Here is a 19,138-nt window from a genome sequence, read left to right as displayed (position 1 = left end):
AGCTTCCGATGCCCAGGATGATTTTTCTCAATCTGCCGGTGACCGACCTCAAGCGTGCGACCGCCTTTTACGAGGCGATCGGAGCGACCAGGAACCCGCAATTCAGCGATGACACGGCTAGCTGCATGGTCTTTTCCGAGACCATCTACGTCATGCTGACGACCCACGATAAATTCCGTCATTTCACGCCGAAGCCGATCGCGGATGCGAAGACCTCGAACCAGGCGCTGTTCTGCCTGTCCGCTGAGAGCCGTAACGAGGTCGACGATATCGTCGGTAGAGCCAAGGCTGCTGGCGGCGTGGCCGATCCAAGCCCTGTCGACGAATACGACTTCATGTATGGCCGCAGCTTTGAGGATCCGGATGGCCATATGTGGGGCGTGAACTGGCTGGACATGGCAGCCGTCCCCGCGAAGCCCGCCATGGCGAACGCCTGATCGAAGCCTGAAGAGGAGCAGTCGCAATGTCCAAGCTCGTGCCCTGCATGTGGTTCAACGGCGATGCCGTGGAGGCCGCCAAGTTCTACGTCTCGCTCGTTCCGAATTCGGAGATCACGCACGTTCAGCACAACGTTTCGGACGGCCCATCCGGCAAGGAGGGCTCGGTGCTGGTCGTCGAGTTCACGGTGGCCGGGCAGCCGCTGGTCGCGCTCAACGGCGGCATGAAGATGGAATACACGCACGCGATCTCGCTGATGATCCATTGCGACGACCAGGCTGAGGTCGACAGCGTCTGGAATGCGTTCCTCGCTCATGGCGCCAAGGAAGAGCAGTGCGGCTGGCTCAGGGATCGCTGGGGCGTGGCCTGGCAGGTGGTGCCGAAGGTGATGTTCGAGTACCTGTCGAGCCCTGACAAGGCTGCCGCCGCCCGCGCTTGGCAAGCCATGATGAAGATGGTGAAGCTGGACGTGGAGGTCCTGCGGCGAGCGTTCGAGGGCAAGTCTGCGGCGTGACGGCCAGTGCCGTTCCTACACGACAAGTGTCATCGCCCGCGAAGCCGGGCATGACAGCGGAGGTTTGGGCTGCTCGCGCGAACCGCGCCAGCTAATAATTGATCCGCAGCCCTACGCCGCCATGGATCGTATTGCCCACCGGCTGCGGGCCCAATGTGCCGTTGGCGAAGAGATCCACGACCCAGCCCTTCTGCACACGGAAGCCGAGGCGGCCGCCATATTCGAACCAGCCCTGGTTGCCCATCGTCGGCACCACCATGCCGTCGCCGGTCACGGTGGCGACGATGCCGCTATGGCTGGCGAACGACTGCACCCAGCCGCCGTTGATGTTGGTCTCGATATTGCCGGCGAAGAGATGGGTCCACTGGCCGCCGATCTTGACCAGGCTGGTGCGGTCGGTGCCTGTTGCAATGGTGGCGTCGAACGGATTGAACGCGACCGTGTTGTCGGCATAGCCGGACACACGCTGCCAGAGCTGCCAGACCTCGATGGAGGCTGCGACCTCGTCGCGCGATGACAGGCGACTGATCCAGCCGGCGCGGCCAAAGACCGCATAATTGGAGGCGTCCGTTGAACTCGTCACGCTCACCGGACCCAGGCTGGTATTGTAACTGCGGGTGTAGCGCGCTTTCTCCCACGGCGTCAGGATCGTGCCGACGTCGAAGAACGGACGCGACGAGCCCCAATCGGTGAAGTCATAACGCAGCGCAAAGGCGCCGATCGGTGCGCTGGTGATGTGATAGCCGCCCTCGCTGTATTGCGTGTAGGCGATGCCGGCAAGCAGCGACAGGTTGGGCGTCAGTTCCTTGCGGCCGTGGATGCCGGCCGAGAACGAGCCGGCCGAGCCGAACGCGCTGATGCAGTCGCTGCAATTGACCTGCTCGTTGACGCCAAGCAGCACCGTGCCGAGCACGCGGTTGGTGATCATCTGATTGAAGCGCTGGTTGGCGAGTCCGTTGACCGAGTTGCCGCTGGAATCGGAGCCGGTCGGCGTTGGGGTCGGCGACGGAGCCTGGCTCGGCGACGGAGATGGGCTTGGTGACGGAGACGGACTCGGGGAGGGCGATGCGCCTGGCGTCGGGGACGGCGAATATGTCGGTGACGGGGAGGGGGTCGGACTGCCGCACTCGGATTCGCAGAAGGTCGCGGCTGTCGCTGGACGGGCGTTGAGCGCGAACAGCGTGAGCGCGGCGGCGGCGCCGAGTGTATAGGCCAGGACGAGGCGTTTGAAGCCGGGCTTTGCCATCGTCAGCGCCCGCACAGCATGCCATCGTCATGGACGGCGGGTGTGGTCGGCGACGCATCGGCATATTGGTTGACGGTGCACAGCCCGGCATTGGCGGCGCAGTTGGCTGCGAACGTCCAGGGCGGCGAGTTGGTCTTGGTGATCGTGACTTTGCCGCCGGTCGAGGTGATGATCGCGGTGTCGCCCGGCTGGGTGAGCTGAATGCACTGGAAGCTCAGCGTGCAGACGCTTGCCGCTCCCTCTTGAAGGACGACGACCGAGCGGCCGCGTTGCGAGAGGATGTCGAGGATCGTGCCGCGAACGCCGATGGTCGCGAGCGGCGTCGTGATCTTGTAGGCGGTCTTCTCCGAATGTCCGGTGACGAAGCGGAATGCGCCGGTCGCCATTCGGATGGCGACGTCGCGATAGCTGTGCTCGTCGTTGAAGACGGTGCGGTCGAGCTTCAGCGTCGCACTCGGCCCCAGCGACAGGTTGGTGCTGTCGGCCATGACAAAGCGCGCCGCGCTGTCCGCACCGGTGCGCACGGTTTCATCGCGCAGCATGCTATCGCCGACATTGATCGGCGTCGTGCTCGCGGCCACACGCACCACTTCGTTCTGGACGAGGACGGCTTCGCCGACGCGCGTCTGGGCCTGCACAGAAGGCGCAGCGCAAAGTGCAGCCGACAGCAGTGTTGGGAAAAGCAGAAAACGCAAATTCATATCGTAACCGATCGAGGTCCCTGATCGTACTGGATCGCGCGCGCTTGTGTTGTGGCAGAATTATCACAGGCCGCGCGAGACGAGCGTTAGCTTAGTGACAGTTGCGGCAGAATGCGTTCAATGGATCGCCTGAGTTATTTTTTATTCGCGGTGACGCAGATTTGCCACGCAAAATAGCCCTATCGCAGTCGCTGGAAGCATATCCAGTTCCTGGATTGTCGCGAAGCGCAGTGATCGCTGTCGCGATCTTCCTAGCCGCGCATTTCGCGCTGCTGATCGGGCTGACGACGCCGGACAAGTTCGTGTTCGACGAGGTTCATTACGTGCCGGCAGCGCGGCAGATGCTGGGCTTCACTGCGCCACAGCCGATGCTCAATCCGATGCATCCGCCGCTTGCGAAAGAGCTGATCGCGGCATCGATCGCGGCATTCGGCGACAACGCGCTCGGCTGGCGCTATCCGGCGACCTTGTTCGGCGCGCTCGCCGTTGTCGCGATCTATCTCTGCGGGCTCGCACTGTTCGGGTCGCAAGGACCCGCGATTGCGACGGCGCTGATCGCGGCCTTCAACCAGATGCTCTATGTGCAGGCGCGCATCGCGATGCTCGACATCTTTGCGCTGGGTCTTGGCTTGCTCGCCATCGCTGCCTTCATGCACGGCTTTCGACGAGAGCGTCCACAGGCGCTGTTCGCGATCGCAGGGGCGTTGTTCGGTTTTGCAGCTGCCTGCAAATGGAGCGGCTTGTTTCCGCTCGCTGTCTGCATCGCGATCGTTGCGGTGGTCCGCCTGATGCAGGGTTGGCATACTCTGTTTGCCGATGCGAGACCAACCGATTGGTACCGCCCTGACCTCTGGCCCACATTCAGGGCGCATCATGCCGCACTGTGCTTTGCGCTGTTGCCGGCCGTGACGTATTTCGCCGCCTTCGTTCCGCTCTACGGCCTGTCGCTATCCGATCTGATCGAGGCGCAGCGCCGGATCTTCGCCGACAACACCACCACTGCGATCGCCGGCCACACCTATATGAGCTCCTGGCCGTCCTGGCCGTTGCTGGCGCGCCCGGTGTGGTTCCTGTTCGACAAGACAGCGGACGACAACGTTGCAGCGATCGTCTTCCTCGGCAATCCGCTGGTGGCGTGGCCGGCGCTGCTCGCGCTTGCCGTTGTATTGCGCGATCTCATTATCGCGCGTCGTTGGGATGCGTTCCTGATCGCGGCGTTCTATTTCGGCTGCTGGCTCGCCTGGGCTTTGCTCCCACGCACGCTGGGCTTCATCTACTACTATCTGCCGGCCGCAACGGTTGCCTCGCTCGCGCTGGTCTATGCGCTGCGCCGAGAGGGGCTGCCGCACTGGCTGCTGTGGGCCTATGTGGGCATGGTCGCGATCGGCTTCGCGGTGATGCTGCCGATCTCGGCGGCCTTCATCGGCACATCGATGCAGACGTTCAACCACCTGATGTTGTTTCAGAGCTGGATCTGACGACAGAAAACCGCCTGCCACACGCGGCAGGCGGTTTGTCGGCTGTTGCGATCGCTTCTCAGATCATTTGGACGCGGTCTTGGTGTCCATGTTCACGACCTGAACGCGGCGGTTGATCGGGTCGGCGCCGTTGGCGGCGTCCTTCAGCTTGGTCTTGCCATAGCCGACGGTGACCAGGTCGCTGCCGTTGAGACCGTAGTTCTGCACCAGGTACTTCTTGATGGTGTCGGCGCGACGCTCCGAGAGGCCCTGATTGTACTCCTCGGTGCCGATCGCATCGGTGTGGCCGGCGACCACGAAGGTCGAGCCCTTCAGCGACGGGTCGGACAGCGCCTTGCCGAGGGCCTGCACCGACGGCACAGACGTCTTGGCGATGTCGGCCGAGTTGTAGTCGAACTGGATCTCCAGATCGATGTTCGGCTTGGTCGACGCGAGCTCGGCGATCTGGTCACGTTCGCCCATCGAGAGCGAACGGGTCTGCCGGTTGCGCACGGTGTTCAGGAAGGTCGCTTCCTTGGCCTGCGCCGTCGGATCGGCCTGCGGACCGACGGAGAGGCCGCGGGTGATCGGCTTCGGCTTCAACGCATCCAGGATCTGGCTGGACGAAACGTTGTTGTCGCCGGCGAAAGCCAGGCCCGCAGTCAGCGACAGCGCGGCCGTGAGCGTGATCGCCTTCAGTCCAAAAGACTTATTGAAATGGGTCATTGTCGTATCCTCGCTGTGACGCCTGATGGCGATTTGATGCTGTGAGCATAGGGAAGGTTCAAAGGCTTCGATGTGATCTTCGTCACATTCGTGGGCGGGAGCTTTCGGGTTAAGCTGACTCTCTTAATAAGCTGGCTCTCTTAAGGAGCCTGAGCTGCGCTTCCGCCCCGACCTAGGGGGACTGAGGCAGAGCATTGCTGAAACCCGTGTACACCGGTCGTCGCAAAGCGGTCGCGGCATGGTCCGCCCGCGGACGAGTTTTCGGCCAGATGCGCGCCTAGCAAGCAACGTCACTCGACAATCGTAGATGAGGGAGCCGAGTTCCGTCCAGTGCCGAGGCCGAGTGACTACCAGTTCTATCGTAATGGCCCGCCGGATCGGACCGTGTTTCTCAGCGCCATGCCGATCTATATCGGTGCGGCGATGATCGCGGTGGCGATCCTGCTCTCGACGCTGATCACTGGGTTGGCCTCTCGCTATATCGGCCTCGAAGCTCCGACAGACGAGACGATGTGGCTGGTCGATCGCCTGACCGGCAGCGTCTATCGCTGTCAGGCGGAGGGGCGGGGCAGAGCCTCCTGCGAGCCCGACATCGCCACCGGCAGCCTCAGCGACCGGCCCAACGACCGGGTCAAGGCGCCCAAGGACGGTCGCTAATGTCGGCCTGCTTTGCGTTGCAGCAAGAAAATTGTCTTCTCCACGAAACGTTCTCACGAGAGAATACGTATTTGCGAATGCCGGCATGACGCCGGTTTCGTTTTACTTGAGGAGACTTTTCGATGAGGACCTTGCTCACCGCCGCAGCCTTTGTCGCGTTCGCTCTCTCCGTTTCGCCCGCCTCCGCCGCGATGATGGCGTGCACCGGCGATAACATGATGAAATCGACGGCCGCGATGACCGGCACCGCCGACACGCCCGCCAAGATGGCCATGAACAAGGAAATGGCCATGGCCAACACGGACATGAGCATGGGCAAGATGAAGGGCGCCTGCATGCATTACATGAAGGCGCAGAAGGCGATGATGATGAAGTAGGCCTCGGCCCTACCATCAAGCCGCGCTGTCAGCAGATGGCAGCGCGGCTTTCGTATGCCGGGTTGTTTTTCCTGTTCTTTCTCTTGGTGCGAATCCCGCTACATTGCCTCTCGCAATGCCCCGCGCACCAAAACCCCTTCTGATACCGACGACACTGGCCCGGCAGATCTGGCTGAGGGCCCAGCGGCTCGACACGCGCGCACCGTTCGGCGAGGGCGCCCAGGCCGTCACGGACGCGGTCGCCCATCTTGGCTATGTGCAGATCGACACCATCAACGTGATCGAGCGCTGCCATCACCATATCCTGTTCAGCCGCATTCCGTCCTATCGCCGCGCCGATCTGCGTCAGGCGCAGAGCGTCGACAAAAGCGTGTTCGAATACTGGACCCATGCGCTGTCCTACGTTCCGTCGAACGATTTTCGCTTCTTCCTGCCGGCGATGCGCGAGCACAAGCGCGAGGGGCACAATTGGTATGCCTCGGTGACGCTGGCTGACACCCGCAAGGTGATGCGGCTGTTGCGCGTGGGTGCGCTGACCATCCGCGACATCGAGGACGACGTGCTCATCGAGAAGGAGCATCTCTGGCAGAGCCGAAAACCCTCGAAGCGGGCGCTTCAGCTGGCCTTCTATACCGGCGTCGCGACCATCAGCGCGCGCCAGGGCATGCTGAAGACCTATGATCTGATGACGCGTCATTTCGGCTGGGACAAATTGCCGAAGCCGGCTTCAGCGAAGGAGATCACGGCCTATCTGCTCGATCGTGCGCTGCGCTCGCAAGGCGTCGTCAGCCTCGATTCGATCTGCCATCTCGATGCGCCGAGCAAGAAGGCGGTCGCAAGCCTGGTCGCCTCGCGCGTCCGCCGCGGCGAGCTCGTGCCGGTCGCGATCGAAGGCGCCGGCAAGCAGGAGCATTGGACCGCACCAGCGACGCTCGAGCCTGCCGAAATATCGTCCGACCTCGTCCACATCCTCTCGCCATTCGATCCGCTGATCATCCAGCGCAAGCGCACCAATCTCATCTTCGGCTACAATCATTTGTTCGAGGCCTATGTGCCGAAGGCCAAGCGCAAGCTCGGCTATTTCGCGCTGCCCGTGCTGGTCGGCGACGAGATCGTCGCCGCGCTCGATCTCAAGACCGACCGGCAGGCGAAGAAGGTGCTGATGCAGAAATGGACTTGGGTCGGGCAGGGCAAGAAGACGGCGGGGCGCAAGGAGCTGAAGCGGAAGATCGAGGAAGAGCTGGATCGCTTCGAGCGGTTTCAGCTTGATGAGTGAGTTGCAAGACCGCGCCGCGCGACCAGCCGATCGATCCAAACGCCGCACGCGATCCCAATCGCATACGCCAGCACATTCCACAGCGAGAAAATCCGTCCCAACAACAACGCGCCGGCCGTTGTCAGCCGGAACGCATCGAGCCACGGCGTGTGCACCAGCCGCGAAAACTCGACCGCGATCGCGATCACCAACGCGATCGCCGCAAGCTGCGTCCGCGTCAGCTGCGGCAGCAAAACCCCGACCAACAGAAACACCATCGTCGCCCACAACAGCGAGCCGCCGTATTTCACCATGAAGGCGGGCAGGCCTAGCTGAAAGCCGTACCAGCGCAAGGAGAGGCCGCAGGCGATCACGACCAGCGCCAGGGCGGCGCGCATCAGCGATGCCTGGAGCGGTGCAACGGTGTTGGCCGGTTGCGTCCCGTGCATTGCTTGCTCCATTGACTCTTTGTCCGCGATGCTGAAAACCGCAATCAGCCCACAAAAGCAACAACCCCGGGGGAAGCGATGAGCCAGACCACGACTTATGCCGGTTCGGCCGGTATCACCAAGAGCGAAATCGAGACCTCGACGATCCGCGCCATCTCCTGGCGCCTGATTCCGTTCCTGGTGCTGGCCTACTTTTTCTCCTATCTCGATCGCGTCAATCTCGGCTTCGCCGCGCTGACCATGAACGCCGAGCTGAAGTTCACCCCGCTGATCTTCTCCTGGGGCGCCGGCATCTTCTTCATCGGCTATTTCATCTTCGAGGTGCCGAGCAACCTCGCGCTGGAAAAGTTCGGCGCCAGCCGCTGGATCGCCCGTATCATGGTGACCTGGGGCATCATTTCGGCGCTGATGGCGCTGGTGAGCGGCGTGACCAGCTTCTACGTCCTACGCTTCCTGCTCGGCGTGGCGGAAGCCGGCTTCTTCCCCGGCATCATCCTCTATCTCACCTACTGGTATCCGGCCGAATATCGCGGTCGTTTCCTTGCGGCCTTCGCGATCGCCGTTCCTGTTTCGACCGTGATCGGCGCGCCGATCTCGGGCCTCCTGCTCGGGCTCGACGGCGTCATGGGACTGAAGGGCTGGCAGTGGCTGTTCATTCTCGAGGGGATCCCCTCGATGCTGCTCGGCATCGTCACCTGGTTCTACCTCACCGACAAGCCGGAGAAGGCGGACTGGCTCTCGGCCGAGCAGAAGGCCTGGCTCAAGGCGAAGCTCGATTCGGAGATCGCGGCCAAGCAGGCGGTGAAGCACTTCTCGCTCGGTGAAGCCCTGTCCTCGCCGAAGGTGATCGCACTCAGCCTGATCTATTTCGGCTTCGTCGGCGCGCTCTATGGCATGCAGTTCTGGCTGCCGCAGATCGTCAAGGCGTTCGGCCTCACCAACGCCCAGACCGGCTTCGTGACCGCAATCCCCTATGTGTTCGGTACGATCGCCATGATCCTATGGGCCCGGCATTCGGACTCAACGCGCGAGCGCGTGATACATGTCGGCGTGCCCATGATCCTGATCGCGATCGCGCTCGCCATCTCCAGCTATCTCACCGATCCCACAATGACGATGGTGGCGCTGACCTTCGCCGCGATCGGCGTGTTCTGCGTCTTCGGCGTGTTCTGGACCTTGCCGACCGCCTGGCTGTCAGGCACGGCAGCTGCCGGCGCCATCGCGCTGATCAATTCGATCGGCAATCTCGCAGGCTTCGGCGGCCCCTACCTGATCGGCTGGGTCAAGGAAGCAACAGGGCAGACCTCGACCGGCCTGTTGGTGCTTGCCGTGCTGCCGCTCCTCGCCGGCATCCTGGTCTTCATCGGCGGCCACGAGACCAAGCACGAATTCGCCGACCAGGGGCGGTAAGGGCAGTCTCGTAGGGTGGGAGAAAGGCGCGCTCTTCGCGCGCCGTGCCCACGATCTCTTCCGATAGGCCCAAGGGCATGGACACGCTACCCTTTGGCCACCCTACGATAGCACCTTCCTGGTAATCTCCTTCTGATCCTTACCACCCCTTAACGATCACGCATTCCTGATGACTGACGATTATTGACTTTTATCAGTGATTATTCGACATTCCTCTCATCGCAGACGCAGGAGTGTCCCCCGATGTTCGTTCGGTCGGTTTTGTCCAGCTATTCCAGGCTCTTGGCAGGTATGTCGCTGGCCCTGATGGCCGCGGCGCTGGCCGGATGCAACGATTCCGTGGCGCAAAAAGCCGAGCCGCCGCGGCCGGTTCTGGTCGCCACAGCGCATTATGATGCCGAGACCCCGGAGCGCAGCTTCGTCGGCACCATCAAGCCCCGGATCGAGAGCGACCTCGGCTTTCGCGTCGCCGGCAAGGTCGCGAAACGCCTTGTTGAGGTCGGCCAGACCGTGGAAGTCGGCCAGGCACTCGCCACCCTCGACGAGGTCGATCTGAAGCTCCAGGCCGAGCAGGCGGTCGCCGAGCAGACCGCTGCGACCGGTGTGCTTGCCCAGGCTGCCGCAGCCGAGCAGCGCGCCAAGGATCTGAAAGCCAAGGGCTGGACCACGGACGCTGCGATGGATTCGAGCCGCGCCGCAGCTGACGAAGCCCGTGCGCGCCTTGACCGTGCCATCCGCTCGGTCGAGTTGACCAAGAATTCCCTTTCCTACGCGACGCTCAACGCCGACGCCCGTGGCGTCGTCACCGCGACGCTGATCGAGCCCGGCCAGGTGGTCGCCGCGGGCCAGGCTTCGATCCGTGTCGCCCGCTTTGCCGAAAAGGAAGCGGTCGTCGCGATCCCTGAGACGCTGGTCGGACGCGCCAAGTCGGGCGTCGCCAGCGTCACTCTTTGGTCGGAGCCGGACAAGAAATACGCCGCGAAGCTGCGCGAGATTGCGCCTGCTGCCGATCCGGCCACGCGCACCTATCTCGCAAAATTCTCGCTGCCCGAGGCCGGCGACAAGGTCGCGCTCGGCATGACGGCGACGCTGACGCTGTCGGACGCCGCCACCGAGCGCGTCGCGCGGCTGCCGCTGTCGGCGCTGTTCAACGAAGGCGGCAAGTCGTCCTTCTTCGTCGTCGACGACAACGGCGCGGTTTCGCTGAAGCCGGTTGCGGTGAAGGCGTACGACAGCAACGACGTCATCATCACTGGGGGTGTCGACGAGGGCGCCAAGATCGTCACACTCGGCGTGCAGAAGCTCGATCCCGGCCAGAAGGTGCGGGTCGTGTCGGCGCTGTCTTTCTAACTACCGTTGTTCCGGGATCGCCCTGCGGGCGCCCCGGAATGACAGGAGAAGCGAGCTACGTCGTGTGAGGTGAGCTTCTGCCTTTGCCCCTACGCAAAGGCTGAAGCGGCGAAGCGATCCAGAACCTGCCCAGCCCCCTGGATTGCTTCGCTGCCTCGCGACGACGGTTTGAACAGAGCGGCTGTCGTTTTGGCAATTGGATCGATTTTCCGGAGAGTGCGATGAAGCGCTTCAACCTTTCGGCCTGGGCCGTCAGCCATCCGACGCTGGTCCTGTTCCTGATGCTCGTGCTCGGCGTCGCCGGCTTCTTCTCCTATCAGAAGCTCGGCCGCGCCGAAGATCCGTTCTTCACGGTGAAGGTCGTCAACGTTTCCGTGCTTTGGCCGGGCGCGACCGCACAGGAGATGCAGGCCCAGGTCGCCGATCCCATCGAGAAGAAGATCCAGGAGCTGCCTTATTTCGAGAAGGTGCAGACCTATTCCAAGCCCGGCTTCACCGCGCTCCAGGTCACCTTCCGCGATTCCACGCCGCCGAAGGACGTGCCGTATCTCTTTTATCTGCTGCGCAAGAAGCTGGTCGACGTTCAGGGCCAGCTGCCCGCAGGGATTCTCGGACCCGTCGTCAACGACGAGTTCTCCGACGTCGATTCCATCCTCTACATGATGACCGGCGACGGCGCCGACTACGCCCAGCTCAAGAAGGTCGCCGAAGGTTTTCGCCAGCGCCTCCTTAAGGTGCCTGGCGTCACCAAGGTCGATATGTACGGCAATCAGGATGAGCGCATCTACGTCGAGTTTTCGCATGCCAAGCTCGCCACCCTCGGCATCACGCCGCAGGCGCTGTTCGATTCGCTGGCCAAGCAGAACAACGTGACGCCGGCCGGTACGGTCGAGACCTCGTCGCAGCGCGTGCCGCTGCGTGTCACCGGCGCGCTCGACGGCGCCAAGGCCGTGGCCGAGACGCCGGTCGAGAGCAACGGCCGCGTGTTCCGCCTCGGCGACATCGCCACCGTCACGCACGGCTATGTCGATCCGCCGAGCTTCGTCGTGCGCCAGGAAGGTAAGGCCGCAATCGGCATCGGCGTCGTCACGGCCAAGGGCGCCAACATCCTCGAGCTCGGCAAGGACGTCGAGAAGGCGACCGCAGATTTCATGAAGGCGGTGCCGCAGGGCATCGATGTCTCGCTGATCGCCGATCAGCCCAAGGTGGTCGAGCACGCCGTCGGCGAGTTCGTGCACTCCTTCATGGAAGCGCTCGCGATCGTGCTGTTCGTCTCGTTCCTAGCGCTCGGCTGGCGTACCGGTATCGTGGTCGCGATGTCCGTGCCCTTGGTGCTCGGTATCGTCTTCATAGTCATGAATTCGATGTCGCTCGATCTGCACCGCATCTCGCTCGGTGCGCTGATCATCGCGCTCGGACTTCTCGTGGATGATGCCATCATCGCGGTCGAGATGATGGTGGTGAAGATGGAGCAGGGCTGGGACCGCATGCGTGCGGCGTCCTTTGCCTGGGAATCCACCGCGTTTCCGATGCTCACGGGTACGCTGGTCACGGCCGCTGGCTTCCTCCCCATCGGCTTTGCCAATTCGGCGGTCGGCGAATATGCCGGCAGCATCTTCTGGATCGTGGCGATCGCGCTGGTCGCCTCCTGGTTCGTGGCGGTGATCTTCACGCCCTATATCGGCGTCAAGCTGCTGCCGGAGATAAAGGTGCATCACAATCACGATCCGCATGCGGTTTACGAGACCCGGATGTACCGCGGCTTGCGCGCCATCGTGCAATGGTGCGTCAATCATCGCATCACCGTGGTGGTCGCGACCGTCGGCGTGTTCGTCGCTTCCATCGTCGGCTTCGGTCATGTCCAGCAGCAGTTCTTCCCGCTGTCGGAACGGCCCGAGCTGTTCCTCCAGTTGCGCCTGCCCGAGGGCACGGCCTTCAACGTTACCGAGAAGGCCGTGAAGAAGGCCGAGACGCTTCTGAAGGACGACAAGGATATCGAGACCTATACGTCTTATGTCGGCCAGGGCTCGCCGCGCTTCTGGCTCGGCCTCAACCCGCAGCTGCCGAACGAGTCCTTCGCCGAGATCGTCATCGTCGCCAAGGGCGTCGAGGCGCGCGAACGGGTCAAGGCCAAGATCGAGGGTGCGGTTGCCGATGGCATGCTGACGGAGGCGCGTGTGCGCGTCGACCGCTTCAATTTCGGCCCCCCCGTCGGCTTCCCAGTGCAGTTCCGCGTGATCGGGCCTGACGCGAACAAGGTGCGCGAGATCGCCTATCAGGTTCGCGACGTCATGCGCGAGAACAAGAACGTCAAGGACGTCCAGCTCGACTGGAACGAGCAGTCGCCCTACCTCAAGCTCGTCGTCGATCAGGACCGTGCCCGTGCCATGGGCCTGACCCCGCAGGACGTCTCGCAGGCGCTGTCGATGCTGATCTCCGGCGCGCAGGTCACGACCGTGCGTGACGGCATCGAGAAGGTCGGCGTGGTCGCCCGTGCGATTCCGTCCGAACGTCTCGACCTCGGCGGGGTCGGCGATCTCACCATCACCTCGAAGAACGGCGTTGCCGTGCCGCTGCAGCAGATCGCCAAGATCGAATATGCCCACGAGGAACCGATCATGTGGCGGCGCAACCGCGACATGGCGATCACCGTGCGCTCCGACGTCGTCGACGGCGTGCAGGCGCCTGACGTCACCAACCAGATCACGCCGAAGCTTCAGGCGATCAAGGACAGCCTCGAGCCGGCCTACCGCATCGAGCCGGGTGGCGCCTTCGAGGAATCCGCCAAGGGCAATGCCTCGATCTTCATCCTCTTCCCGGTGATGGTCATGGTGATGCTGACGCTGCTGATGATCCAGTTGCAGAGCTTCTCGCGCCTGACGCTGGTATTCCTCACCGCGCCGCTCGGCATCGTCGGTGCCTCGCTCGGTCTGAATGTCGCCAACCAGCCGTTCGGCTTCGTGGCGCTGCTCGGCCTGATCGCGCTCGCCGGCATGATCATGCGCAACACGGTCATCCTGGTCGACCAGATCGAGACCGACGTCTCGCACGGCCTGACCCGCCGCGAGGCGATCGTGGAGGCGACCGTCCGCCGCGCCCGTCCGGTGGTGCTGACGGCGCTTGCCGCCATCCTCGCCATGATACCGCTGTCGCGTTCGGCCTTCTGGGGCCCGATGGCGATCACCATCATGGGCGGCCTGTTTGTCGCGACCTTCCTGACGCTGCTGTACCTGCCGGGCCTCTATGCCCTGTGGTTCAGGAAGAGCCTGGACGAAGCCGGCACGCCGGAACAGCCTGCCGCGCCGCAGCATGGGAGCGATGACCAGCACGCAATTCCGCTTGCTGAGGCGGCTGAATAAATGAGAAGACTAGCGATGGACGAGTCCTGACACATGACATTGGTTGCGGAACATATCGAAGGCGACACCCGGGATCGTATTCTCGAGGTGGCCGAGCGGCTGTTCCGCCAGATCGGTTATCAAAAGACCACGGTCGGGGACATCGCCAAAGAGCTCCGGATGAGCCCCGCCAATGTCTATCGCTTCTTCGAATCGAAGAAGGCGATCCACCAGGCGGTGGCGCAGAGCCTGATGGGCGAGGTCGAGCTCGAGGCGCAGCGGATCGTGGCCAAGCCCGGTCCGGTCAAGGAGCGCTTTCGTGAGCTGCTCACCACCGTCCATCGCATGAACACCGAGCGTTATGTCGGCGATTCCAAGCTGCACGAGATGGTCGAGATCGCGATGGAGGAGGATTGGGAGGTTTGCGTGGCCCATATCCATCGCGTCACCGAGGCCATCGGCGCGGTGATTGCCCAAGGCGTGGCCTCAGGCGATTTCGAGGCGCCCGATCTGCCGCTCGCCGCGCTCTGCACCTGCACCGCGATGATCCGGTTCTTCCACCCCCAGATGATCGCCCAGGCCGACAACAAGCCGGGCCCGACCATCGACCAGATGATCGATTTTGTCATCGCCGGTCTGTCCCCGCGCCACTGACGGGGCGGAGCTTTTCCCATATAAGCAAGCTGACCGCGCCGGACTGACCGGCTGGCGGTGTGCGACGACGGATCAACAAATTCCGTCATTGCGAGCGCAGCGAAGCAATCCAGATTGTCTCCGCGGAGGGATTCTGGATTGCTTCGCTGCGCTCGCAATGACGAAAGGAAGCAGCGCGTGACCGAGAAAGACCTGCATTTCTACGAACCCTCCAAGGGCCACGGCCTCAAGCACGATCCCTTCAATGCCATCATCGCGCCGCGGCCGATCGGCTGGATCTCCTCGCGCGACGCCAAGGGCCACGTCAATCTGGCGCCCTACAGCTTCTTCAACGCGTTCGCTTATGTGCCGCCGATCATCGGCTTCTCCTCCACCCACTGGAAAGACTCGGTCGAGAACATTCAGCAGACGGGCGAGTTCGTCTGGAATCTCGCCACCAAGGATCTTGCCAAGCAAATGAACGCCACCGCCGCGCATGTCGCGCCCGAAGTCGATGAGTTCAAGCTCGCAGGGTTGACCGCAGTCCCGGGCAAGCTCGTCAACGTGCCGCGCGTCGGCGAGAGCCCGGTCGCCTTCGAGTGCAAGGTGTCCGATATCATCCGCCTCAAGGGTGCCGACGGCAGGGAGGCGAATGCCTGGCTGACCCTCGGCGAGGTCGTCGCCGTCCACATCGACAAGGCCATGATCAAGGACGGCGTCTACCAGACCGCGGCAGCCCGCCCGATCATGCGCGCGGGGCGCCGCGGCGACTATTTCGAGATTCAGCCGGAAAACATGTTCGAGATGGTCCGGCCGGATTAAGGCACTCCGTCATTCCGGGGCGCGCCGTGAGGCGCGAGCCCCGGAATGACGCTTCCCCCCTCCCGGAACTGCCCGCGCGCCCCGACCGTTATGGTCCCCGGGGGCGGCCGCCCGGCCGCGTCAATTCGCATCCTTTTGCAGGCGAAGTCTTCACGCCTCGCGGCCATTTTCCGCTAAAATGCCCTGTCACCGCGCCGTTGCATGAGGTCCGCCATGAGCTTCCGCCGCGACACCTTCACCAAGCCGATCTTCTCCTGGGCCCGCGGCGTGCTGCCGGCGATGTCCGACACCGAGCGTGAGGCGCTGGAGGCCGGCGACGTCTGGTGGGACGCTGACCTCTTCACGGGCAACCCCGACTGGTCGAAGCTCCTCAAGATCCCGCAGGCGACATTGACCGCCGAGGAGCGGGCCTTCCTCAACGGTCCCGTCGATGAGCTCTGCGCCATGCTCGACGAGTGGAAGATCTTTTGGGAGTGGCGCGACCTGCCGCAGGACGCCTGGGCGTTCATCAAGCGCGAGAAATTCTTCGGCATGATCATCCCGAAGGAATTCGGCGGCCTCGGATTCTCGCCCTATGCCCATTCGGAAGTGGTGCGCAAAATCTCGACCCGCTCGATCGCCGCCGCCGTCACCGTGATGGTGCCCAACTCGCTCGGCCCCGGCGAGCTCCTGATGCGCTTCGGAACGAAAGAGCAGCAGGAGCGCTGGCTGCCGCGGCTTGCCGACGGCCGCGACATTCCCTGCTTCGGCCTCACCAGCCCGGAGGCGGGCTCCGATGCCGCCTCGATGGTCGACACCGGCATCATCTGCAAAGGTGTGTTCGAGGGCCGCGAAGTGACGGGCCTCAGGCTGAACTGGCACAAGCGCTACATCACGCTTGGCCCCGTCGCGACGTTGCTGGGTCTCGCCTTCAAGGCCTATGATCCCGATCATCTGGTCGGAAACCAGGAAGAGCTCGGCATCACCGTCGCGCTGATCCCGACAAATCTGCCCGGTGTCCAGATTGGCCACCGCCATCTGCCGTCGATGCAGGTCTTCCAGAACGGTCCGAACTGGGGCCGCGACGTCTTCATTCCGCTCGACTATGTCATCGGCGGTGAGGAGCGGCTGGGCCAGGGCTGGAAGATGCTGATGACGGCGCTTGCCGCCGGCCGCGGCATCTCGCTGCCGTCGCTCTCGGCAGCCGGTGCCGCCTATGCGGCGCGCACGACCGGTGCTTACGCCCGCATCCGCGAGCAGTTCGGCATCTCCATCTCCAAGTTCGAGGGTGTCGAGGAGCCGCTCGCGCGCATCGTCGCCACCGCCTACGAGCTCGACGCGGCGCGGCGGCTCACCTGCGCGGCGCTGAATGCGGGTGTCCATCCCGCCGTGATCTCCGGCATCATGAAGCTGCACGCGACCGAGCGGATGCGCATCGCGATCGACGATGCCATGGACATCCATGGTGGCAAGGCCGTGATCGACGGGCCGCAAAACTATATCGGTAATCTGCATCGCGCCGTGCCCGTGGGCATCACGGTAGAGGGCGCCAACATCCTCACGCGCAACCTCATCATATTCGGGCAGGGCGCGATCCGCGCCCATCCCTATCTGCTCGACGAGATGAACGCGCTTGCGGACACCGACCGCGAGCGCGGGCTTACCGCATTCGACAAGGCGTTCTGGAAGCATGTCGGTCACAGCTTTCAGACGCTGTTCCGCGCCTTCGGCCGGAGCTGGAGCTTTGGCGCCTTCGCGCTCGCGCCCGACGCGGGGGATGCGACGCCGTTCTATCGCCAGCTCTCGCGTTACTCCGCGGCGTTTGCGCTCTGCGCCGACATGGCGCTCTTGACGCTCGGCGGCGCGCTCAAGCGCAAGGAGATGCTGTCTGCGCGTTTCGGCGACATCCTTTCCGAGCTGTACCTGCTGTCGGCCGCGCTCAAGCGCTGGCAGGATGAGGGCCGGCAGAAGGAGGATTTTGCCGCGCTGGAATGGTGCATGGCGACCGGCTTCAAGACGATCGAGATCAGGCTCGCGGAGATCCTCGCCAATCTGCCGAACCGCCTCGTTGCCGTCATCCTCAAGCTCGTGGTCCAGCCCTTCGGCGCCCGCGTGCTCGGCCCCTCCGACCGAATCGTGCACCAATGCGCTGGCATCGTGCTGGAGCCGTCGACCGCACGCGAGCGTCTCACGCCGGATCTCGCCCATGTCGACGACGACAGCGGCTTCGCCCGGCTGGAGCGCGCGTTCAAGCTGGTCGCGGCGACCGACGCCATTGCCAAGCGCATGCGCGCCGCGCATGTGCGGGACTGGAAGGAGGCGGTGACGAAGGGCGTGATCACGCAGGCCGAAGGCGAGCAGCTCGCTTCCGCTCATGCAGCCGTCGCAGGAGTTATCGAGGTCGACGATTTTGCGCCGGAGGCGCTGTCGCCGATTTACAGGAAAACCGGCGACGTGCATCAGTTCTTCCAGGAACTCGGAGAACAGAGGGCGGCGAGCTGATGGCACGACCGGTATTCATCGTCGACGGCAGCCGGACGCCGTTTTTGAAAGCGCGCTCCGGGCCCGGCCCGTTCACGCCTGTCGATCTCGCCGTGCAATGCGGCCGGCCGCTTTTGGCGCGCCAGCCGTTTGCGCCCAGCGACTTTGACCAGGTCATTCTCGGCTGCGTCAACGTCATTGCCGACGAAATGAACCCGGCGCGCGTCGCCGCGCTCCGGCTTGGCATGGGCGAAGACATGGTTGCCTTCACCATGCAGATCAACTGCGGCTCCGGCATGCAATCGATCGACACGGCCTATCGCTACATCCGCGAGGGCCATGCCGACATGATCTTGGCTGGCGGCACCGAGGCGCTCAGCCACGCGCCGCTGGTCTGGCCGAATTCCGGCGTGCGTTGGTTCGCTGGCCTCGCCACGGCCAAAGGCGTAGCCGCGAAGCTCGCCGCCGCGTTCAAGCTGCGGCCGCGCTATCTCAAGCCGATCATCGGCCTTGAGCGCGGGTTGACCGATCCCGTCACCGATCTGAACATGGGCCAGACCGCCGAGGTCGTCGGCCATCTCTTCGGCATCACCCGCGCACAGTCGGACGCCTATGCGGCCGAGAGCCACCGCCGGCTCGCGCATGCGCAGGCCGAGGGCTATCTGAAAGGCGAGGTCGAGACCGCGTTCTCCCGCGACGGCAAGTTCTTCGATCATGACGACGGCGTGCGGCCGGACTCGACGGCCGAGTCGCTCGCGAAACTGAGGCCGGTGTTCGAACGCCCCTGGGGCCAGGTCACCGCCGGAAATTCCTCGCAGATCACCGACGGTGCGTCCTGGGTAATCCTGGCCTCCGACGCCGCGGTGGCGAAGCACAAGCTGACGCCGAAGGCTGCGATCGTCGACAGCAATTGGGCCGCGCTCGACCCGAGCATCATGGGGCTCGGTCCCGTGATGTCGGCGACGCCGCTCCTGACCCGCAACAATCTTACGCTCCAGGATGTTGAGACCTGGGAATTGAACGAGGCCTTTGCCACGCAAGTGCTCGGTTGCCTCGCCGCCTGGAACGACGAAAAGTTCTGCCGCGCGATTCTCAGGCTCGACGGCGCCGCCGGCGAGATCGATTGTGAAAAGCTCAACGTTGATGGCGGCGCAATCTCGCTTGGCCATCCCGTCGGCACGTCAGGCAACCGCATCGTGCTGCATCTCGTCAATGCCATGAAGCGGCTCGGCACGCGGCGCGGGATTGCGACCGAGTGCATCGGCGGCGGGCTCGGCGGCGCCATGCTGATCGAGGCGGTGTGAC

At 63.5% G+C, this 19,138-nt stretch carries 17 protein-coding genes; 13 read left to right on the top strand and 4 right to left on the bottom strand.

Annotation, left to right across the window (positions count from 1 at the left end):
• The first annotated feature begins 8 nt into the window (after positions 1–8).
• Together XI06_RS20300 and XI06_RS20295 are read left to right on the top strand one after the other, a co-directional pair.
• Complete coding sequence (locus tag XI06_RS20300; protein WP_237866508.1) at positions 9–437, top strand: VOC family protein; 429 nt, start codon at positions 9–11, stop codon at positions 435–437.
• A 26-nt stretch (positions 438–463) separates the two neighbouring features.
• Positions 464–952 (top strand): VOC family protein, encoded by a 489-nt coding sequence (locus XI06_RS20295; RefSeq protein WP_237870073.1) that lies wholly within the window; start codon positions 464–466, stop codon positions 950–952.
• 91 nt (positions 953–1,043) lie between these two features.
• On the opposite strand, the gene XI06_RS20290 is transcribed toward XI06_RS20295, so the two are convergent.
• Both XI06_RS20290 and XI06_RS20285 read right to left on the bottom strand, forming a co-directional pair.
• Positions 1,044–2,198 carry a hypothetical protein gene (locus XI06_RS20290; protein ID WP_271606275.1) on the bottom strand — a complete coding sequence of 385 codons (1,155 nt, stop codon included), beginning with the start codon at positions 2,196–2,198 and terminating at the stop codon, positions 1,044–1,046.
• Between the two features lie 2 nt (positions 2,199–2,200).
• A complete protein-coding gene (locus XI06_RS20285; RefSeq protein WP_237866505.1) occupies positions 2,201–2,899 on the bottom strand; it encodes a FecR family protein in 699 nt (232 codons plus the stop codon).
• A 191-nt stretch (positions 2,900–3,090) separates the two neighbouring features.
• Between XI06_RS20285 and XI06_RS20280 the strand changes: the two genes are divergently transcribed.
• Positions 3,091–4,377 (top strand): phospholipid carrier-dependent glycosyltransferase, encoded by a 1,287-nt coding sequence (locus XI06_RS20280; protein ID WP_271606287.1) that lies wholly within the window; start codon positions 3,091–3,093, stop codon positions 4,375–4,377.
• Positions 4,378–4,440: 63 nt separating this feature from the next.
• Here the strand turns inward: XI06_RS20280 and XI06_RS20275 are convergent, their stop codons facing one another.
• Positions 4,441–5,082 carry an OmpA family protein gene (locus XI06_RS20275; RefSeq protein ID WP_271606274.1) on the bottom strand — a complete coding sequence of 214 codons (642 nt, stop codon included), beginning with the start codon at positions 5,080–5,082 and terminating at the stop codon, positions 4,441–4,443.
• Between the two features lie 399 nt (positions 5,083–5,481).
• Between XI06_RS20275 and XI06_RS20270 the strand changes: the two genes are divergently transcribed.
• The 3 genes from XI06_RS20270 to XI06_RS20260 all read left to right on the top strand — a co-directional run bounded on the left by XI06_RS20270 (position 5,482) and on the right by XI06_RS20260 (position 7,392).
• Entirely contained in the window at positions 5,482–5,739 is a 258-nt protein-coding gene (locus tag XI06_RS20270; protein ID WP_237866535.1) for a hypothetical protein, read from the top strand.
• A 122-nt stretch (positions 5,740–5,861) separates the two neighbouring features.
• The gene (locus XI06_RS20265) at positions 5,862–6,116 is read left to right on the top strand and encodes a hypothetical protein (protein ID WP_237891736.1); all 255 of its coding nucleotides are present in this window, start codon (positions 5,862–5,864) and stop codon (positions 6,114–6,116) included.
• 115 nt (positions 6,117–6,231) lie between these two features.
• Positions 6,232–7,392: a winged helix-turn-helix domain-containing protein gene (locus XI06_RS20260; protein WP_271606273.1), complete on the top strand. Its 1,161-nt coding sequence runs from the start codon at positions 6,232–6,234 to the stop codon at positions 7,390–7,392.
• Here XI06_RS20260 and XI06_RS20255 read toward each other — a convergent pair.
• Complete coding sequence (locus XI06_RS20255; RefSeq protein WP_271606272.1) at positions 7,377–7,820, bottom strand: ribosomal maturation YjgA family protein; 444 nt, start codon at positions 7,818–7,820, stop codon at positions 7,377–7,379. The two genes, XI06_RS20260 and XI06_RS20255, sit on opposite strands and share 16 nt — an antisense overlap.
• A gap of 78 nt (positions 7,821–7,898) precedes the next feature.
• On the opposite strand from XI06_RS20255, the gene XI06_RS20250 reads away from it, so the two are divergent.
• From XI06_RS20250 to XI06_RS20220, 7 genes are all read left to right on the top strand, one after another.
• Positions 7,899–9,230 carry an MFS transporter gene (locus XI06_RS20250; protein WP_237866499.1) on the top strand — a complete coding sequence of 444 codons (1,332 nt, stop codon included), beginning with the start codon at positions 7,899–7,901 and terminating at the stop codon, positions 9,228–9,230.
• A 243-nt stretch (positions 9,231–9,473) separates the two neighbouring features.
• Positions 9,474–10,580 carry an efflux RND transporter periplasmic adaptor subunit gene (locus tag XI06_RS20245; RefSeq protein WP_237891735.1) on the top strand — a complete coding sequence of 369 codons (1,107 nt, stop codon included), beginning with the start codon at positions 9,474–9,476 and terminating at the stop codon, positions 10,578–10,580.
• Positions 10,581–10,801: 221 nt separating this feature from the next.
• Entirely contained in the window at positions 10,802–13,939 is a 3,138-nt protein-coding gene (locus XI06_RS20240; RefSeq protein ID WP_271606271.1) for an efflux RND transporter permease subunit, read from the top strand.
• 33 nt (positions 13,940–13,972) lie between these two features.
• Positions 13,973–14,572: a TetR/AcrR family transcriptional regulator gene (locus XI06_RS20235; protein ID WP_237866495.1), complete on the top strand. Its 600-nt coding sequence runs from the start codon at positions 13,973–13,975 to the stop codon at positions 14,570–14,572.
• A 177-nt stretch (positions 14,573–14,749) separates the two neighbouring features.
• Entirely contained in the window at positions 14,750–15,373 is a 624-nt protein-coding gene (locus XI06_RS20230; protein WP_237870079.1) for a flavin reductase family protein, read from the top strand.
• Positions 15,374–15,586: 213 nt separating this feature from the next.
• Positions 15,587–17,854 (top strand): acyl-CoA dehydrogenase, encoded by a 2,268-nt coding sequence (locus tag XI06_RS20225; protein ID WP_271606270.1) that lies wholly within the window; start codon positions 15,587–15,589, stop codon positions 17,852–17,854.
• Complete coding sequence (locus XI06_RS20220; protein ID WP_271606269.1) at positions 17,854–19,137, top strand: acetyl-CoA C-acetyltransferase; 1,284 nt, start codon at positions 17,854–17,856, stop codon at positions 19,135–19,137. Before XI06_RS20225 ends, XI06_RS20220 begins: the two co-directional genes overlap by 1 nt.
• Position 19,138: the final 1 nt, after the last annotated feature.

Source organism: Bradyrhizobium sp. CCBAU 11434, from assembly GCF_028128895.1.
Lineage (GTDB): Bacteria > Pseudomonadota > Alphaproteobacteria > Rhizobiales > Xanthobacteraceae > Bradyrhizobium > Bradyrhizobium zhengyangense.
This window is presented reverse-complemented; position numbering and strand designations above follow the sequence as displayed.